The sequence below is a fragment of the Vibrio sp. Hal054 genome (genome assembly GCF_037162405.1).
In the GTDB taxonomy this organism is placed as follows: domain Bacteria; phylum Pseudomonadota; class Gammaproteobacteria; order Enterobacterales; family Vibrionaceae; genus Vibrio; species Vibrio diazotrophicus.
Genome location: NZ_JARLUT010000002.1, coordinates 930,193 through 946,361, shown reverse-complemented (window position 1 = coordinate 946,361; position 16,169 = coordinate 930,193). Strand labels below are relative to the sequence as shown.

The window sequence follows — 16,169 nt, the reverse complement described above, 5'->3', positions numbered from 1 at the left end:
AGATTATGTTGAGTTTAAGCGGCCATCCGTTTCGTGGTGGGATCCATCCAAAAGCTTATAAAGAGTTAACCAGTGATAAGAAAATTGATACTGGCTTCTGGCCTCGTAATGTTTTCTTGCCTTTGCAATTACGCAATGGCGCACGTTTAAAAGCGCTGGTGGCTATGGGTGAACACGTCTATCGCGGTCAGAAAATTGCAGTAGGGCATACCGATATGGTAGCTCCGGTTCATTCGCCGGTGAATGGTATTGTGACAGCGATTACTGAGCATTTGACTACCCATCCTGCCAAAGTGAAGTGCGATACCATCATCATTCGTGCAAATGAAGATCGCCAATGGGGAAAACCCGCTTCCAGTGGCAGTATCACTAACCTCGACCCTGAAACAATTATCGAGCGAGTAAAAGAAGCGGGGATTGTTGGTTTGGGTGGTGCAGGTTTCCCAACTGCCGCCAAATTGATGTTTGCACGCAAAGCGAATGTGGAGACGCTCATCATTAACGGTGGCGAGTGCGAGCCTTATCTCACCTGTGATGATCTCACTATGCAGTCGTATCCGGCTGAAATCATTGCCGGCATAAAGCTAATGATGACCGCAAGCGGTGCGAAAAAAGCCATCGTCGGTATTGAAGACAACAAGCGCGATGCTTTTGATGAGATGTTCCATGCGGCCAATGCCGAACCGGATGTCGAGATCCGTCTGGTGCCAAGTGTTTACCCGATGGGTTCAGAAAAGCATATGATCAAAACCCTTACTGGTCATGAAGTGCCAGCGGGTGGATTATCGACTCAAATCGGCATTCTGGTTAACAACATTGCGACCGCTCGCGCTGTATATCATGCGGTGCGTTTTGAACGACCTTTGGTTTCGCGCATCGTGACGGTTTCGGGAAAAGGAATTGATCAGCCATGCAACATAGATATACCTATCGGTACACCCGTCAATGATGTGATCAATTATTGTGGCGGGTTAAGTGACAGTACAGAACGTTTGATTTTTGGTGGACCGATGATGGGACAAGTGATCCCGTCACTTCAGGCCGCGATAGATAAAACGGTCGGCGGCATTCTAGCTCTAACAGAAGATGAAGTGATCGATGAATACAAGCATCAGGAGTGTATTCGTTGTGGTCAATGTGTGCGTGCATGTCCGATGAATCTAATGCCGTTTCAGATGGCCGCGTACACACGAGTTTCTGATTTCAAACGCACTCAAGAACTTGGTGTGCAAAACTGTTTGTCTTGTGGTGCGTGCAGCTATGTTTGCCCATCTTCCATTCCTTTAGTGCAGTACTTCATGCACGCCAAAGGAGTGATTAATTCTAACGCTCAGCAAGAGAGAAAATCAGCGCAAGTGAAAGCGCTCAATGAAGCTCGCAAGCAACGCTTAGAACAAGAAGCGCTAGCTGTTGCTGCTGCGAAATCGACGCCACGTCCGTCACGGCCATCTCGCAAGGTTGCATCTTGTGAAAGCTCAAACACAGCAAAAGCTGATAAACCCTCAAGACCTACCAGAGTGGCTCGTAATCAAGTGGCTGACACGGTTAAAGATACTGAACAGACAACTTCAGAGAAGCCCGTTCGCCCAGCACGACCACCTAGACCTCAACGACAAGCGAAGGAGGAGCAAGCATGATTAAGTATGACGCTGCGATAGGGCCATTTGCCCATAATGCGAACTCCAGCACTCGCATCATGTACACCGTGATTTTGACCTTGCTGCCAGCCTGCATTTTTGGCTTCTTTCAGTTTGGTTTAAACAGCGTGGTGCTAATGCTAGCAACCTGTGTTGCTGCTGTGGTTGCTGAGTGGCTATGTTTGATGGCGATGAAAAAGAACCCAATTGCTTGTATGGACGGGTCTGCGTTACTTACGGGCATGTTACTGACGATGAGTTTGCCACCCACTTTTCCGGTCATGCTTGGGGTATTTGGTGCTGTTTTTGCTATCGCTTTGGGTAAACATATCTATGGTGGGCTAGGGCAAAACCTTTTCAATCCTGCGATGTTAGCGCGCGTGATGTTGTTGGTCTGTTTCCCTGTGGAAATGACGCTTTGGGCAGACCCAACTCCCATTGATTTAAGCCATAACTTGGTTTCAGTACCCGATGCTTGGTTTCATTTTGATGGTGTTACCTCCGCAACCGCTCTGAGTACCGAGCGCAGCGAACCTATCGTATTTATTGACCTATTACTGGGTAAGCAATCAGGCAGTTTTGGTGAAACTAACGCACTGTTTATCTTGCTTGGCGGTTTGTATCTGCTCTATCGCCGCATTATTCATTGGGCAATTCCAACCAGCTTTATGTTAGGGCTGGGCGCACCTGCATTGGTGGCGAATTTTATCTCTCCAGAGAACTACCTTCCGTTTTGGGTTCAATGGACCAGTGGTGGCGCTATGCTCGGCGCGTTCTATATCGCGACCGATCTCGTTACATCACCAACCAGTGTTCGAGGTCAGATGCTGTATGGATTGGGTTGCGGATTCTTAGTCTGGTTAATTCGAACATTTGGTAGCTATCCCGAGGGTGTGGCGTTTGCGGTATTGATGATGAATGCTGCCAGTCCGCTCATTGATTACTACATGCGTCCGAATGTGTTTGGTCGTCGTCCTGCGGTGGAGAAATCATCATGATGGAGCAGATTGAAAAATGGAAAGAACAGGTTGGCTACCAAGCAGGTTTGCTTGCGGTGACATGCGGTCTGGCTGCCATATTTTTGGTGCTGACTCAGTGGATTACCCAGCCTTTGATTGAACAGCGTATCGCAGAAGATCAGAATGCGCTTCTGAGCGAAGTATTGGCGGGTCAGGAGTACAGCAACGATGTGTTTGCCAGCGGAAAAGTCATTGAGTATCAAGGTTCACAGTTTGATTTATTTGCGGTTGAGAACAGCCAACACCAAGTGATCAGTTGGGTTATTCGTGGCGTGCAAGATGGATACAGTGGCCCTATTAGTTATTTGGTAGGAACTACACCACAAGGAGAAATTCTTGGAGTTCGGATTATCAGCCACAGTGAAACGCCGGGGCTGGGTGACAAAATCGAATTAGCGAAAAGCTCATGGATTTTGAGTTTTGCCAAATGTTCATTAGAAAGCACTCCGCTTTGGGCAGTCAAAAAAGATGGCGGTGACTTTGATCAGTTCAGTGGCGCGACTATCACGCCACGCAGTGTGGTGAAGGGTGTCCATAAAGCGCTACTCGCATTAGCACAAGAGCAGGAGGCTAGCCATGAGTGATCATTCAACCAATAGCTGTTCAATAGATAACTGCTCGACAGCAACCAAATCCAAAAATGAATATAGAAATATCATTCAGCAAGGGCTTTGGAGTAACAACATTATCCTCAGTCAGTCGTTAGCGTTATGTCCACTGCTGGCGGTTACCAGCAGTGCCACCAACGGTTTAGGTTTGGGGCTTGCGACGATGGTGGTGATGGTGCTCTCGAATGCTCTCAATTCCCTAGCAAAAGGCGTGATAAGCAAAGCGGTTCGGATCCCCGTGAACGTTATCATCATCGCGACTCTTGTGACTGTTATCGATGCTTTACTTAACGCCTATCTGCATCCACTGCATAAAGTGCTGGGGCTTTTTATTCCGCTCATCGTAACCAACTGCGCAATTTTGGGACGGGTTGAGTCCTATGCCAGCCGCTCTCCCTTAGTGCCTTCCATTATTGACGGTGTGTTCATGGGCTTAGGTTTTACTTGGGTGCTAACCGTACTAGGCGGTATTCGGGAAGTGGTTGGTAGCGGCACTTTGTTTAGTAATGCGAGCTTGTTACTCGGCAAGAGTTTTTCGTTTTTGGAAACCACCGTCATTCCTGATTATCACGGTTTGTTGCTGGTGATCCTGCCGCCCGGCGGTTTTCTCGCATTGGGCTTGGTTCTGGCTTTGAAGCAGAAACTGCTTGCGGTTTTAGAAAGCAATCGCCTTGAGAAACTGGATATGCAAGGAGAGCAAGGATGAAAGTAAGCGTTGTCTATGCTTTGCCAACCGAGCAAGTGTGGCTTCCCGTGACGGTGGATGAACAGGCGACCGTTTTAAGTGCCATTCATGGTTCGAAGATCTTAGAAATGTATCCGACCATTGAACTCGACAGCCAGAAGGTTGGCATATTTGGCAAGATCACCACTCTCGATGCACCGTTGAAAAATGGTGACCGAGTGGAAATTTATCGACCTCTGATATGGAAACCCGAGGACGACGATGATGACGACGATTGATGTCGGCTTTGTGACAATTTGTCGTTTGTACGTTTTACGATGTTTATAACCTATTGAATTTAATAGACCCCACTTAGGAACGGCGATTGCACTACAGATAAAGGTCAATCAATGTCACTGAAACGATTTAGGAATGGTCAGGACATATTTTTCAAAGGAGTGATGTATGGCTAAAGTAGGCATTTTTTTTGGTACCGATACAGGTAGCACTCGCAAAATGGCGAAGCTGATTCAAAAGCAACTGGGTGATGAAATTGCGGACAAACCAAAGAACATCAACCGAGTTGAAGTGGAAGAGTTCACCAGCTACGAATGTTTGATTCTCGGTACGCCGACATTAGGGCAAGGGCAGCTTCCGGGTTTGTCAGTGGATTGCCAAGAGGAGAGCTGGGAAGAGTTTCTTCCTAACTTTTCTGATATGGATCTGACAGGCAAGAAAGTTGCGTTATATGGCTTAGGTGATCAAGTGAGTTACAGCAATGAGTTCGTCGATGCTCTTGGTGAGCTTTATGATTATGTGGCGAACTGCGGCGCAGAGATGGTTGGATTCTGGCCAACGGAAGGTTACGAGTTCAACGCGTCAAATGCCGTTGATGGTGATGACTTTGTGGGTTTAGTTCTGGACAAAGACAACCAAGCAAGTATGACCGAGCAACGCATCGCAGGTTGGGTAGAGCAAATTAGTGCCGAAATGAACCTCTGATACTTTTGCGTAGCAATGAAAATGACCGATATTGAACACAAACACGCATAAACCCATCCTTGGGGCTCCAATTTGCCATCCATGGCAAATAGGGTTTGTTTATCAATATCGGTCAAATCTCTAATCCAACGATAAATATAATAAGTAATACCAGTTTCTTAACGGTGGCTGGTGCGTTCCCACATTACGCAGACTTACAGGCAGTCAGGATGTTTAGCTCTTAGTCTTTGATTGAGCATTTAAACAAGAAAGCAGCCACCGTTAAGTTTTTTTATTGTCTCTTCGTGTTAGAATCCGCGGCTCAATTTAGAGTGGCTTAGAGCAGAGGTTCAAAAGCTGTTCTATCTTTTTCGTAAATTAATCTTTTCAGAGTCGATTCATGTCATTTGCAAAACTAGGATTGAGTGAAGCACTGTCAAAAGCAGTGGCGGATCTTGGTTATCAGAAACCTACATCTATTCAAACCAAAGCCATCCCAGTGATTTTGCAAGGGCAGGATTTAATTGCAGCGGCACAAACGGGTACGGGTAAAACCGCCAGTTTTGTTCTGCCGATTCTGGAAAAATTACAGCGCGGAAAAACACAGAAGAAAAAACGTGTTCGTGCACTGATTCTGGTTCCAACTCGCGAGTTGGCAATTCAGGTAGCCGAAAAAGTCAAAGAGTACGGTCAATTTACTGAGCTCACTTCGCTTGCGATGTACGGCGGTGTAGACGAAAAGGCACAAAAGCAGGCGTTGATTGATGGTGTGGATGTACTGGTGGCGACACCGGGACGTCTGCTTGATATGTATGGTCAACGCGCAGTGTATTTCGAAGAGATCGAAATGTTGGTGCTGGATGAAGCTGACCGCATGCTAGACATGGGCTTTATCGAGTCTATCAACAAGATCATTGACCGTGTGCCAAGAGATGCACAAAGTTTACTCTTTTCGGCCACGCTGTCTCATAAGGTTCGTGATTTAGCGAAAACGGCGGTTAACGATCCGTATGAAATTTCAATCGCAGCGAATCAGGCTTCGAAATCCAACATTGAACAGTGGTTGATTACAGTCGATAAAGACATGAAATCAGCACTACTCAGCCATCTGATTAAAGAGAATCAGTGGGATCAGGCTTTGATCTTCATCGAGACAAAACACGGCGCGGCTAAGCTGGTATCACAGCTAGAAAAGCGTGAAATCGCCGCGGAAGCATTCCACAGTGGTCGTAGTCAGGAAGTGCGTACGCGCTTACTGGAAGATTTCAAAAACGGTAAGATTAAGTACCTCGTAGCGACGGGCGTGGCTGCGCGCGGTATCGATATTGAAGAGCTTTCTCGCGTGGTGAACTATGATTTGCCATTCCCAGCAGATGAGTATGTGCACCGCATTGGTCGTACTGGTCGTGCAAACGCAAGTGGTGAAGCGATTTCCTTTGTATCGAAAGATAACTTCAAGAACCTTTGCATGATTGAGAGCCGTTTAGGCCATCTGATTGAACGTCGCGAAGTGGAAGGTTTCCAACCTCGTAAACCCGTGCCTATTTCTATTCTGAACTATGTGCCGAAGCACAAGCGTCAGAAGGAAGAGCAATAGAACCAAGACCAGTAATCTTGTTGACGAAAAATGAAAAACGAATAACGAAAAAGCGAGCTTGTTAGCTCGCTTTTGTGTTTCTTGGACTTGCGTTTATCAACTCTGAAGTTTGCTAACTAGCAAGCTTCGAGCTCACCATTGCGCCATGGTTCAATAACAACTTTGATGTGGTCGTTTGGTTGTAGTAAGGAATCAAACGCTGCTGGTGTGCCGTCTAAGCCAACTTTACCTGTTAGCATTAAGCGCCAGTCAATTTTCTCATCAACAATGTTTTGCAGAGACTGTGCAAACTCTTCTGGTGAGTAGTAGTAAGAGCACTTGATGTCCATCTCTTTCACGGTAGCGTAAGCAAAATTCACTTCTGTCGGTGTGGTGTGAATACCTGTGATGATGAGCTGTGCTTTTGCAGGAGCACGCATAATGAAGTTGTTGATGAGCTTATGCACGCCAACACATTCAATGATGATGACCTTGTTGTTACCCGCCAGTTCAGCAGCGACTGCCACTTCATCTTCTTTCTCTGGGTTTGCAAAAACGGTAGCACCAAATTTGAGTGCGATCTCTTTCTTGCTCTCTTGCAAATCAGAAGCGACGATGTGCTTCACGCCCTTCAGTTTTAAAGCAGCAATCGCGGCTAAACCGATAGGGCCACAGCCCGCAACTAAAGCCACATCGTTTTCACCGATGTCTGCGCGGTTTACCGCATGAAGACCAACCGCCAAAGGCTCGCTGATAGCGGCAGCTTCGGAAGGTAGTTGCTCAGGAATTGGTAGCAGAAGCATCTCGTCAACAATGAAGTACTCAGAATAAGCACCATGAACACCCGGTGTTACACCTACGCCTACACCGCCTTGGCTTAATAGAACAGGAACACTGGTGACACGAGTGCCTACTTCAAGGGTCTTATTGGTTTCAGAGCCAAAAGCGACGATTTCAGCTGCGAACTCGTGACCAAGCAATACTTCAGAATCATCGCTTGCCTGCTCATCTAGAATTCCCAGTTTTTTATAAATATTCATCACGTCTTTAGTGTGGCGTGCAATGTGCAAATCTGAACCACAGATACCGCATGCCAAGCTTTTTACAAGCACTTGTCCAGGACCAGGAACAGGCATGTCGATCTCTTTTACAGTGAGCTTGCCGTTGAGCATAGCGATTGACTTCATTTGGCTCATGTTCTTCTCTTCCTCGTGAGTTAACTTTAAATACCCGCCCTACTCGGAGTTGCAGGAGACCGCGTCTAATCTCGTGACAGACTCCGAGTAGATAGGGTGAGTCAGCTTTAAATAACGGTTATATGCTGATTGTTTGTTGTGGAGTCTTTAAAATTATGTTGCAGAGGTTAATTGAAGGTATTTTTGTCGTCATGACGATTTGCGATGAAGGCATGATGGAATGCGACATGCTTTAATTGCTATCACCAGTATGACAGTGACAAAAGACCAAACAAAAAAGCCAGCGGTAGACTACGGCTGGCTGCAGAGGAAGATTTGGTGTGTGAAAAATAGAAGGTTTTTGAATCAGCTATTTTCTGCCGCGACAGACGCCGGTTTTGATTTCACTCTGAACAATTTTGACCACTTCACTGGCATCATCGGAACCACAATCAGTAAGATGCCAACGGCGGTCAGCCAGTCTGGCACTTCGTCAAACCACATCATTCCAAACCAAGTGACGAACACTAAGCCAGAGTATTCCGCCAGTGCAATACGGTTTGCTTCAACCTTCTTATAGGCAATCACGACTAAGGCATGATAAGCCAGAACCAATAGGTTAATGATCACTATCCAGCCTAAGTGGGTCCAAGAAATAGCCGACCAACCCGGAATCGCAAGTATTAATGCCAGTGGCAGCGTCATAACGTTTGTCCAGAACAAAGTGCTGACCAAAGGTTGATCCGCTGGCAGACGACGAATCAGGATGTTGCCTAATCCCATCGATAATGCACAGCCCAAACCCGCAATACCTGCCCAGTGAAATTGTTCAGGACGCAGTACCACTAACACGCCGATAAACCCAATTATGGTGGCAACGATCTGCTTTAGTGCTGGTTTTTCACCCAATAAGAACACAGACAGCGGCAGCATCAGTATTGGGCCGACATAGAAAATCGCATTGGCAGTCGCAAGCGGAATGTAGGTAATGGTGATCATCGCACAAGCACTGCCGAGCAGGATGAGCTGTGCACGAGTAAAGGCGACTTTGCAGCGACCTTGCTGGCGTTGTTCTTTGGGCAGCTTCCACCATAAAGGCAACAGAATAATCGTACCAATGAACTGGCGAATAAATACGTATTGGAAAGTAGGCACTTCGCCGTTAAGTATTTTTAGTGATACATCGGAAAACGATGCCACCAAGTTTGCGAGAACCAATAATATGATGGATCTCGTAATGGTATTCGACATGAAAGAGTTGCCTGCTTATTAAGGTCACTAGACCTAGGTTTGGAATGCGCTCGGAAGTGTCGCTATTGTAGAGTAATTTTGATAATTGAAAAGCTGTTTTAGAACGAGAAGGATAGAGAGCTTCATCGTGTTGAATCGCACCATCCAACACGATGAAAATAGGCTTATTGAAACTATTTAAATTAGAAGCTGTGGCTGAATTGCATCGCAAACAACAGCGCATCAGAACGCGTGGTTGCTTCGATGCGGGGAACAGCAACGTGTTCTTCCAAATATTCAGTGATTGCTACATCTTCACCAATCAGATAAGTCATACCGAAATCAATGCTGGTATTGGCTGACCAGTGATATGTCGCACCAGCTGATAACCATTGACGGTTTGAATCAGGAATCGAAATCGATGCCAGTTGGTCGACTGGTGTTTTGTCGAACATATATCCGGAGCGTAGTGCCCACTTGTCGGTAGCATACCAAGTTGCACCGAGTGAGTAGTGATAAGAGTCCTGCCATTGGAACTCTTTCAGTGCCACATCGTCAGCTTTGAGTGAATCGAATTTAGACCAGCTGATCCATTGTACCGAGTAGTGCAGGGCAACTTCTGGTAGTACACGGTGATAGCCAGAAAATTCAGCAATATCAGGCAGTGCTAAATAGAGGTTATCGAATGTTTGGCCGACGTAGTGAATGTCGCCTTGTGCTTGGATTTCAGGGCTGTATTTGTAGCTCAGACCAAAACGGTTGTTGTCATTCACTTCATACATCATACCTATGTTCGCACCCACGCCCACACCTGACGCTTCAACACTTAACGCGTTGCCTTGCACGCCACTGCATCGTTCTGAGGTGCCCGAGCCGGGCACGGTTGCGCTTAAACACAACTCTAACCCCATGTCTCTATACAGTGTACCGATACCGTAAATCACATCGATACCACCACCAAAACTCAGGTGGTCATTCATTTTGTACGCCAAGCTGATACCCGCATTCATACTGGTGACCTTAGTTGTGCCACCAAACACAGCCGCTGCGTAATCCGGTTCAAATTCGATATCCGTACCGAAGTTTGAATAAGCCGAAAGACCGAGATACCAGTCGTCGCTCAGGCGATGAATGTAATAAATATTAGGTACCACAGCTTGCTTACCGATACCTTCAACATCATCGACATCGGTGACGGTTGAGGTCGCGTAAGGTGTGACCTCAAGAGATAGACTTGGATTGAGGAAAGTGCCGTTATTAACGGCATGTATATTTCCACCAACTTGCGCTGAATGGTATTGCGCATCTTTGATGGTTGAATCTGGACGAACATAGGTCAAACCCATAGACATAGCGTCGCGTTTAAACAGCGTCATTGCTGCTGCGTTACGACTGAGCACCGAAGCGTTATCACCAATAACGGCATCACCAGCAAAAGCACGACCAAGACCTGTCGCTGAATGTTCATTGATCTGGAATCCAGCTGCGCCAGCGCTAGCGGAGATCAAGCTTGCAGATGCAAGAGCAGATAGCGATGTTATCAGTGGAGCTTTTTTCATTGGTGTAATACCTCGATAAATTGGAGGCTGGATTTAAGCCAATGAAAGTACAGAAACAGATCAGTCCAGTGGGATCCTGACAACCTTCTGACGGGGTCTGACTTTGTTTTTACACAAACAGGGTTTTTGCGTAGGAATGGACTGACTTTCGCTAGCCGGCTTTGTTTACTAATCAAAGTTTACTAATCAAATCAAAGAGTGACTCTACAAATTCGGTGGATTGTGTAAGAATGCACCATCGATAGGATCGTCCGATCTTGGCAAAACGTCTCACAATTAGGGTCTTTTAAGGCAGCATGATGGAATATTTAAGTAGTACCACTCTTATTGCTATGTTTTTGATATTTGTTGGTTCGTATGTTCAAACGGCAATAGGATTTGGTTTAGCCATCGTGGCTGCGCCACTTTTATTTTCGGTTTCTCCTGACTACGTGCCTGCCCCTATCGTTATTTGTGCGCTGTTTATCTCATTGCTGAATGCCATTAAGTTACGTTCGGACATTTCAATTGGTGGATTGAAAATGGCGCTGATTGGCCGCGTGCCGGGTTCTATTGCTGGTGGTATTTTGCTGGTGATGGTATCAAGCGATGTTCTGGCTTTGTGGCTGGGTCTATTGGTGTGGTTTGCGGTATTAGTGAGTTTGCTGCCGTACCGTATTGAACCAACTCCGGGGCGAATGGTTGTTGCTGGTTTCTTCTCTGGCTTCTTTGGTACCAGCAGCTCTATTGGCGGTCCACCAATGGCGTTACTGTTACAACACCAAGAAGCGAATCAGTTACGCGGGAATCTTTCGGCTTTCTTTTTGTTTAGTTCAATCATCTCATTGGTTATTCAAGTGCCGGCGGGATACCTCAACATGCATCATGTCATGTTAAGCATTCCTTTGTTACCTGCCGCATGGCTAGGTTATGCGCTGGCGCGTAAGACAACCCATGCGTTGCCTAAAGAGAAAATTCGTATCGGTGCATTAGCGCTTTGTGTGATCAGCGGTACTACCGCAATTTGGCGCAGCTTCATGTAAATGCCTTTGCAGTTCTGTATCTTTCAGGGGAATTCATCTCCTGTTAAGAAAGGTTCGACAATACTCTTTTCAGTAAATCTTATGGGAAAACGCTGATTCATGCGCCAACCGCAAGTCTTTTCTTGCTGGCTCTAGTAGCATTAGCGGTCAGCCTTTAAGGTCTGAGGTTTCTTTTTTTATATGGGGCGCTTATTAACGTGTTGCTTCTTCTAGCTGAGTGGTGAAATCGCCCTTAGTCATTATTGGACACAGAAGCTTAGCGGATAGCGTCTCAAGTCAGAGGTTTTAATGAGAACGATCGGCAATATTATTTGGTTTTTATGTGGCGGTGTCGTGATGGGACTGGCTTGGTGGCTGGTTGGCCTGATTGCGTTTGTCAGCCTGATTGGCATTCCATGGGGACGCGCGTGTTTTGTTATCGGCACTTTCTCATTCTTCCCGTTTGGTAAAGAAGCGGTTTATCGCAACGAACTGACGTTCCGAGAAGATGTTGGTACTGGCATCTTAGGCAAGATAGGTAATGTTATTTGGTTCTTTCTTGCAGGTATCTGGCTGGCTATTGGTCACGTGCTGTCAGCGGTGGCGTGTTTTGTCACCATCATTGGGATTCCGTTCGCGTTGCAACATCTGAAACTGGCGGTGATTTCACTGGCTCCTATTGGCCAAACGATTGTGCCAAAAGAAGTGGCTTACGGTGCAAGATACGGCGGCCGTCGTTAGTCAGTTCTAGTTTGTTATAGTCAGTTTGGTATCCGGCCAGTTAATACGCTTTGATACCGAACTGGCGCAATTTCTCAGGCAACACATCATCCAACTGATGGACTTCATCTGCCGAAATCTCAATTAAATTGAATTCATGAGCAGCGTAAAGCTGACGTGTTTTTTCCTGTTGTTGTAAAGAAATCTCACCACTATCAGTTCCCCAGTATTGTATGTAGACCTTACCTAAGGGCAGATAAAAGTCACTCATGACAAGCTCTTCAATAGGCAGAGGACGTTGATATGCGTGCATTACGCCTGCCAGATAAAGCCAGTTATCGATAAGCAGTTCGCCGGTAGAACGTACGTAATGACCGTCTAATGTTCGGTGTTTAGCTTCGAATTTTTGGCGGAAACTGGAATAGGATTTATCCGTTGCATGTGTTTGTGCATCTTGCCCCAGAAACTCGACCACGGACTGACGCAGGTGAGGGTTGTGACGAATAGAGTCATGCCACACCACAAATTTTTGCTGATAAGATTTATCTTCACGCTGTTTCGCGCCAACACGAATGCCTGATGGGGTGGCGATCCAGCCTTCATCTTCTTTTTTATCCAACCCAGTTCGCTGAATAATTGATTGACCTTCTTAGGATTGAGTTTGAAATACTCACCCACTTGGGTTGCCGTTAAGGTGTTGCCGCCAGTGGCCATTAGGTCGATAAGTAAGTTTTCCGGCCAAACGACAAATTTACCGAATTTTGGATGTTCAACGTATTCTCCACCAAATTTTGCGCCGAGATCGGTAAGCAGCCATTGACCTTCATGGCGACTGAGATAGCCTGCCTTGGATAGGTCAGAAAATAGCTGTTTCGCATCGACATTACGCAGTTTCGCTAACGCAGAAGTGGAGAGTTTGTCGGACATAGCAATTCCTTTCAGTAATTTATGCCCATTCAATCAGCTTCAAAGCAAATGCTCAACACCGTTATTGGCTGCTTAGTTGAAACTGTGATTTACAATGTAAATGAGCGAGTTAGCAAGGGCACTAACGGCTCTGCTAGGATTAGCGACGCTGACAAGAAGTGCATCCTCGGCATGCGGAGCGGGTATGGGGATCTAACCTTCCTCGTTGTACTTTACAGTAGGCATTTTTCAAAGCGCGTCTTGCCGCAAACCAGTCTTCGGGTTTTTGCATGATCAAATAGCCGTTAAATATCTTTGTTACCTGCATTCGGTATTCATCGATAAAACGGCTGTCAAACTCGATTTCAAAATGATCGAGAGCCTGCTCGATAGAGGTAAAACTCGCGATGGTTTTAAGGATGTCTGGCTGGCTCATAGGTATAGTCGAGAGGTGCATGTTGAGTCATGGTAAAAGAGTTTGCGTGAACATGCTTTGATATAAGCTAAAACGAATGGCATCAAACTTTTATCTTCCGTATGTTGTTAATCATTCATTTAATCGCTACATAATCTTCAAAATATTCTAAGTTAAGATGAAGAAGTCAGTTCAGCTTTAAGGGTTAAAAATGTCTAAACAAGTAGTAATTCTGCTCCACGGGGTAGGAAGTAATGGTGAAGACTTAAGTACATTAGGGGATTTTTGGCATCCATTGTTGCCAAATACTTTGTTCTTATCACCTAACGCGCCATTCGCTTTTGATCAAGCCAATGTGGGTTATCAATGGTTCAGTCTGATTGGCGTGACAGCGGAAAATCGCCCGCAGCGCATTGTCGAGGCGAGAAGAGCATTTGATAAGACGATTAAAGCGCTGCTTGCTGAAAACAACGTAGATTTCGCCACAGACAAAGTGGTGTTTGTCGGCTTTTCGCAAGGCTCAATTATGTCGTTAGATGCGTTGGTGAGTGCGAGATACCCGCTAGCCGGAGTGGTGGCTTTTTCAGGTCGGCTTTCTTCGCCACAACCTTATGCAAAGAATTCGGATACTCCTGTGTTATTGATTCACGGTCAGAGTGACCCTGTCATTCCTTGGACTGAAAGTCAGAACGCGGCAAAGCTGCTTAGCCAGTCAAACTTCAATGTTGAAGAGAGTTATGAGCCAGAGACCGAGCATACGATTTCTTCCGAAGGCGCAATACTCGCAGCTCAGTTCATCCAAAGGTGCTTTGCGTAGTTGCTTTGTTCTTAGCAATACGGTTCTTAGCAATATTGTTCCAAGTAATAAAGCGAGTCAGTAGAAACAAATGCCCCTTATTGGGGGTGATGTCTATCACAAAAGCTGCTACTATTGCCCCAGTTTGAAAAGTTGGCTAATTGCCAACTTTTTTCTTGTTTACTACTTAGGAATTTTACGTGCTAACAACTGCAAACATCACCATGCAATTTGGCGATAAGCCATTATTTGAAAATATCTCGATCAAATTCGGTAATGGCAACCGTTACGGCCTTATTGGGGCGAATGGTTGTGGTAAATCTACATTCATGAAGATCTTAGGTGGTGAACTTGAACCATCTGCAGGCAACGTTTCTGTCGATCCTAACGAGCGTATGGCGAAACTGGGTCAGGATCAGTTCGCGTTCGAAAAATACACCGTTGTTGATACCGTTATCATGGGTCACAAAGAGCTTTGGGCTGTGAAAGAAGAGCGTGACCGCATTTACGCACTTCCTGAAATGACTGATGAAGACGGTATGCGTGTAGGCGACCTAGAAACTGAATTTGCTGAGATGGACGGTTACTCTGCAGAAGCTCGCGCAGGTGAGTTGCTGTTAGGTCTGGGTATTCCAGAAGAGCAACATTTCGGTTTAATGAGTGAGATTGCACCGGGCTTAAAACTTCGTGTGTTATTGGCTCAGGTTCTATTTGCTGAACCAGAAATCATGCTACTAGACGAACCAACCAACAACTTGGACATGCACACTATCGCATGGTTGGAGCAGGTTCTGTTATCACGTAACTGCACAATGATCATCATTTCGCACGACCGTCACTTCCTGAATACTGTGTGTACTCACATGGCGGACTTAGATTACGGTGAACTGCGTCTATTTCACGGTAACTACGACGAATACATGATCGCCGCTGAACAAGCGCGTGATCGTCTGCATGCAGATAACGCGAAGAAGAAAGCTCAAATGGCTGAACTTCAAACCTTCGTAAGCCGCTTCTCTGCAAACGCATCGAAAGCAAAACAAGCGACTTCTCGTCAGAAGCAGTTAGACAAGATCCAACTTGAAGATGTGAAGCCTTCAAGCCGTCAAAACCCGTTTATCCGTTTTGAACAGGAAAAAGAGCTGTTCCGTAACGCGTTAGAAGTGACTGACCTAAAACAAGGCTATGGCGAAAACATCCTGTTCAACGGCGTTAACCTGATGGTTGAAGTCGGTGAGCGCATTGCGATCATCGGTGAGAACGGTATCGGTAAGTCGACACTGCTTAACACGCTAGCGGGCGCTATGGCTCCGATGGATGGTGTGATTAAGTGGTCTGAAAACAACAACATCGGTTTCTATGCTCAGGATCATGCGCACGATTTCGAACAGGATATGAGCCTGCTTGACTGGATGGGTCAATGGAAAAAAGATGGTGACGACGAGCAAACTGTTCGCGGCATCCTAGGTCGTATGCTGTTCTCTCAAAATGACATCAAGAAATCGGTAAAAGTGATTTCCGGTGGTGAGCAAGGTCGTATGTTGTTTGGTAAGTTGATCATGCAAAAGCCAAACATCATGTTAATGGACGAACCGACCAACCACATGGATATGGAATCGATCGAGTCTTTGAACTTAGCGTTAGAGAACTACAAAGGTACGCTACTGTTCGTTTCTCATGACCGTCAATTCGTATCGTCTATTGCTACGCGTATCATAGAAATTACGAAAGATGGCGTGAATGACTTCCACGGCACTTACGATGAGTACTTGGCGAAGCAAGGCTTAACAGGCTAATTCCTTAAGAATTAGACAGACACAAGCATTATCGAAAGGGGACAGAGGTTTATCTGTCCCCTTTTTTGTCTCTTTTCATCGTTGAG

The 16,169-nt window shown here is 46.0% G+C and carries 15 protein-coding genes and 1 pseudogene; 11 read left to right on the top strand and 5 right to left on the bottom strand.

All coding sequences use genetic code 11. The features are described 5' to 3' along the window. Positions 1–5 precede the first annotated feature (5 nt). From rsxC to P4S58_RS20315, 7 genes are all read left to right on the top strand, one after another. A complete protein-coding gene (rsxC, locus tag P4S58_RS20345) occupies positions 6–1,637 on the top strand; it encodes an electron transport complex subunit RsxC (protein ID WP_337165433.1) in 1,632 nt (543 codons plus the stop codon). Then, complete coding sequence (locus P4S58_RS20340; RefSeq protein ID WP_337165432.1) at positions 1,634–2,635, top strand: RnfABCDGE type electron transport complex subunit D; 1,002 nt, start codon at positions 1,634–1,636, stop codon at positions 2,633–2,635. The genes rsxC and P4S58_RS20340 overlap by 4 nt, the downstream gene beginning before the upstream one ends. Continuing rightward, the gene (locus tag P4S58_RS20335) at positions 2,632–3,240 is read left to right on the top strand and encodes an RnfABCDGE type electron transport complex subunit G (protein WP_337165431.1); all 609 of its coding nucleotides are present in this window, start codon (positions 2,632–2,634) and stop codon (positions 3,238–3,240) included. The genes P4S58_RS20340 and P4S58_RS20335 overlap by 4 nt, the downstream gene beginning before the upstream one ends. Next, positions 3,233–3,970: an electron transport complex subunit E gene (locus P4S58_RS20330; protein ID WP_337165430.1), complete on the top strand. Its 738-nt coding sequence runs from the start codon at positions 3,233–3,235 to the stop codon at positions 3,968–3,970. Before P4S58_RS20335 ends, P4S58_RS20330 begins: the two co-directional genes overlap by 8 nt. After that, positions 3,967–4,227 carry an RnfH family protein gene (locus P4S58_RS20325; RefSeq protein WP_102939980.1) on the top strand — a complete coding sequence of 87 codons (261 nt, stop codon included), beginning with the start codon at positions 3,967–3,969 and terminating at the stop codon, positions 4,225–4,227. Before P4S58_RS20330 ends, P4S58_RS20325 begins: the two co-directional genes overlap by 4 nt. A gap of 166 nt (positions 4,228–4,393) precedes the next feature. Continuing rightward, entirely contained in the window at positions 4,394–4,930 is a 537-nt protein-coding gene (locus P4S58_RS20320; protein WP_337165428.1) for a flavodoxin, read from the top strand. Between the two features lie 379 nt (positions 4,931–5,309). After that, complete coding sequence (locus P4S58_RS20315; RefSeq protein WP_337165426.1) at positions 5,310–6,506, top strand: DEAD/DEAH box helicase; 1,197 nt, start codon at positions 5,310–5,312, stop codon at positions 6,504–6,506. Between the two features lie 116 nt (positions 6,507–6,622). On the opposite strand, the gene P4S58_RS20310 is transcribed toward P4S58_RS20315, so the two are convergent. From P4S58_RS20310 to P4S58_RS20300, 3 genes are all read right to left on the bottom strand, one after another. Next, positions 6,623–7,681: a zinc-binding dehydrogenase gene (locus P4S58_RS20310; protein WP_337165424.1), complete on the bottom strand. Its 1,059-nt coding sequence runs from the start codon at positions 7,679–7,681 to the stop codon at positions 6,623–6,625. Between the two features lie 345 nt (positions 7,682–8,026). Continuing rightward, positions 8,027–8,911: a DMT family transporter gene (locus P4S58_RS20305; protein WP_337165423.1), complete on the bottom strand. Its 885-nt coding sequence runs from the start codon at positions 8,909–8,911 to the stop codon at positions 8,027–8,029. Positions 8,912–9,093: 182 nt separating this feature from the next. Beyond that, positions 9,094–10,449 carry an outer membrane protein transport protein gene (locus tag P4S58_RS20300; RefSeq protein ID WP_337165421.1) on the bottom strand — a complete coding sequence of 452 codons (1,356 nt, stop codon included), beginning with the start codon at positions 10,447–10,449 and terminating at the stop codon, positions 9,094–9,096. A 299-nt stretch (positions 10,450–10,748) separates the two neighbouring features. Between P4S58_RS20300 and P4S58_RS20295 the strand changes: the two genes are divergently transcribed. Then, positions 10,749–11,471 carry a sulfite exporter TauE/SafE family protein gene (locus tag P4S58_RS20295; protein ID WP_042479315.1) on the top strand — a complete coding sequence of 241 codons (723 nt, stop codon included), beginning with the start codon at positions 10,749–10,751 and terminating at the stop codon, positions 11,469–11,471. Positions 11,472–11,759: 288 nt separating this feature from the next. Further along, positions 11,760–12,191: a YccF domain-containing protein gene (locus P4S58_RS20290; RefSeq protein WP_042479311.1), complete on the top strand. Its 432-nt coding sequence runs from the start codon at positions 11,760–11,762 to the stop codon at positions 12,189–12,191. Between the two features lie 40 nt (positions 12,192–12,231). On the opposite strand, the pseudogene P4S58_RS20285 reads toward P4S58_RS20290, so the two are convergent. Further along, a pseudogene (locus tag P4S58_RS20285) lies at positions 12,232–13,097 on the bottom strand (glycerol kinase). 139 nt (positions 13,098–13,236) lie between these two features. Beyond that, positions 13,237–13,512 carry a nitrogenase-stabilizing/protective protein NifW gene (locus tag P4S58_RS20280; protein WP_102965155.1) on the bottom strand — a complete coding sequence of 92 codons (276 nt, stop codon included), beginning with the start codon at positions 13,510–13,512 and terminating at the stop codon, positions 13,237–13,239. 190 nt (positions 13,513–13,702) lie between these two features. On the opposite strand from P4S58_RS20280, the gene P4S58_RS20275 reads away from it, so the two are divergent. Together P4S58_RS20275 and P4S58_RS20270 are read left to right on the top strand one after the other, a co-directional pair. After that, complete coding sequence (locus tag P4S58_RS20275; protein WP_042479301.1) at positions 13,703–14,308, top strand: alpha/beta hydrolase; 606 nt, start codon at positions 13,703–13,705, stop codon at positions 14,306–14,308. 179 nt (positions 14,309–14,487) lie between these two features. Further along, positions 14,488–16,083, top strand: a complete 1,596-nt coding sequence (locus tag P4S58_RS20270) for an ABC-F family ATPase (protein WP_102962382.1) — start codon at positions 14,488–14,490, stop codon at positions 16,081–16,083. Positions 16,084–16,169: the final 86 nt, after the last annotated feature.

What these genes read in the sequence shown, in the direction of transcription:
- rsxC (WP_337165433.1), top strand. Translation starts at nt 6, where the DNA reads ATGTTGAGTTTAAGCGGCCATCCGTTTCGTGGTGGGATCCATCCAAAA.
- P4S58_RS20340 (WP_337165432.1), top strand. Translation starts at nt 1,634, where the DNA reads ATGATTAAGTATGACGCTGCGATAGGGCCATTTGCCCATAATGCGAAC.
- P4S58_RS20325 (WP_102939980.1), top strand. Translation starts at nt 3,967, where the DNA reads ATGAAAGTAAGCGTTGTCTATGCTTTGCCAACCGAGCAAGTGTGGCTT.
- P4S58_RS20310 (WP_337165424.1), bottom strand. Translation starts at nt 7,681, where the DNA reads ATGAGCCAAATGAAGTCAATCGCTATGCTCAACGGCAAGCTCACTGTA.
- P4S58_RS20320 (WP_337165428.1), top strand. Translation starts at nt 4,394, where the DNA reads ATGGCTAAAGTAGGCATTTTTTTTGGTACCGATACAGGTAGCACTCGC.
- P4S58_RS20335 (WP_337165431.1), top strand. Translation starts at nt 2,632, where the DNA reads ATGATGGAGCAGATTGAAAAATGGAAAGAACAGGTTGGCTACCAAGCA.
- P4S58_RS20305 (WP_337165423.1), bottom strand. Translation starts at nt 8,911, where the DNA reads ATGTCGAATACCATTACGAGATCCATCATATTATTGGTTCTCGCAAAC.
- P4S58_RS20315 (WP_337165426.1), top strand. Translation starts at nt 5,310, where the DNA reads ATGTCATTTGCAAAACTAGGATTGAGTGAAGCACTGTCAAAAGCAGTG.
- P4S58_RS20295 (WP_042479315.1), top strand. Translation starts at nt 10,749, where the DNA reads ATGGAATATTTAAGTAGTACCACTCTTATTGCTATGTTTTTGATATTT.
- P4S58_RS20300 (WP_337165421.1), bottom strand. Translation starts at nt 10,449, where the DNA reads ATGAAAAAAGCTCCACTGATAACATCGCTATCTGCTCTTGCATCTGCA.
- P4S58_RS20280 (WP_102965155.1), bottom strand. Translation starts at nt 13,512, where the DNA reads ATGAGCCAGCCAGACATCCTTAAAACCATCGCGAGTTTTACCTCTATC.
- P4S58_RS20330 (WP_337165430.1), top strand. Translation starts at nt 3,233, where the DNA reads ATGAGTGATCATTCAACCAATAGCTGTTCAATAGATAACTGCTCGACA.
- P4S58_RS20275 (WP_042479301.1), top strand. Translation starts at nt 13,703, where the DNA reads ATGTCTAAACAAGTAGTAATTCTGCTCCACGGGGTAGGAAGTAATGGT.
- P4S58_RS20290 (WP_042479311.1), top strand. Translation starts at nt 11,760, where the DNA reads ATGAGAACGATCGGCAATATTATTTGGTTTTTATGTGGCGGTGTCGTG.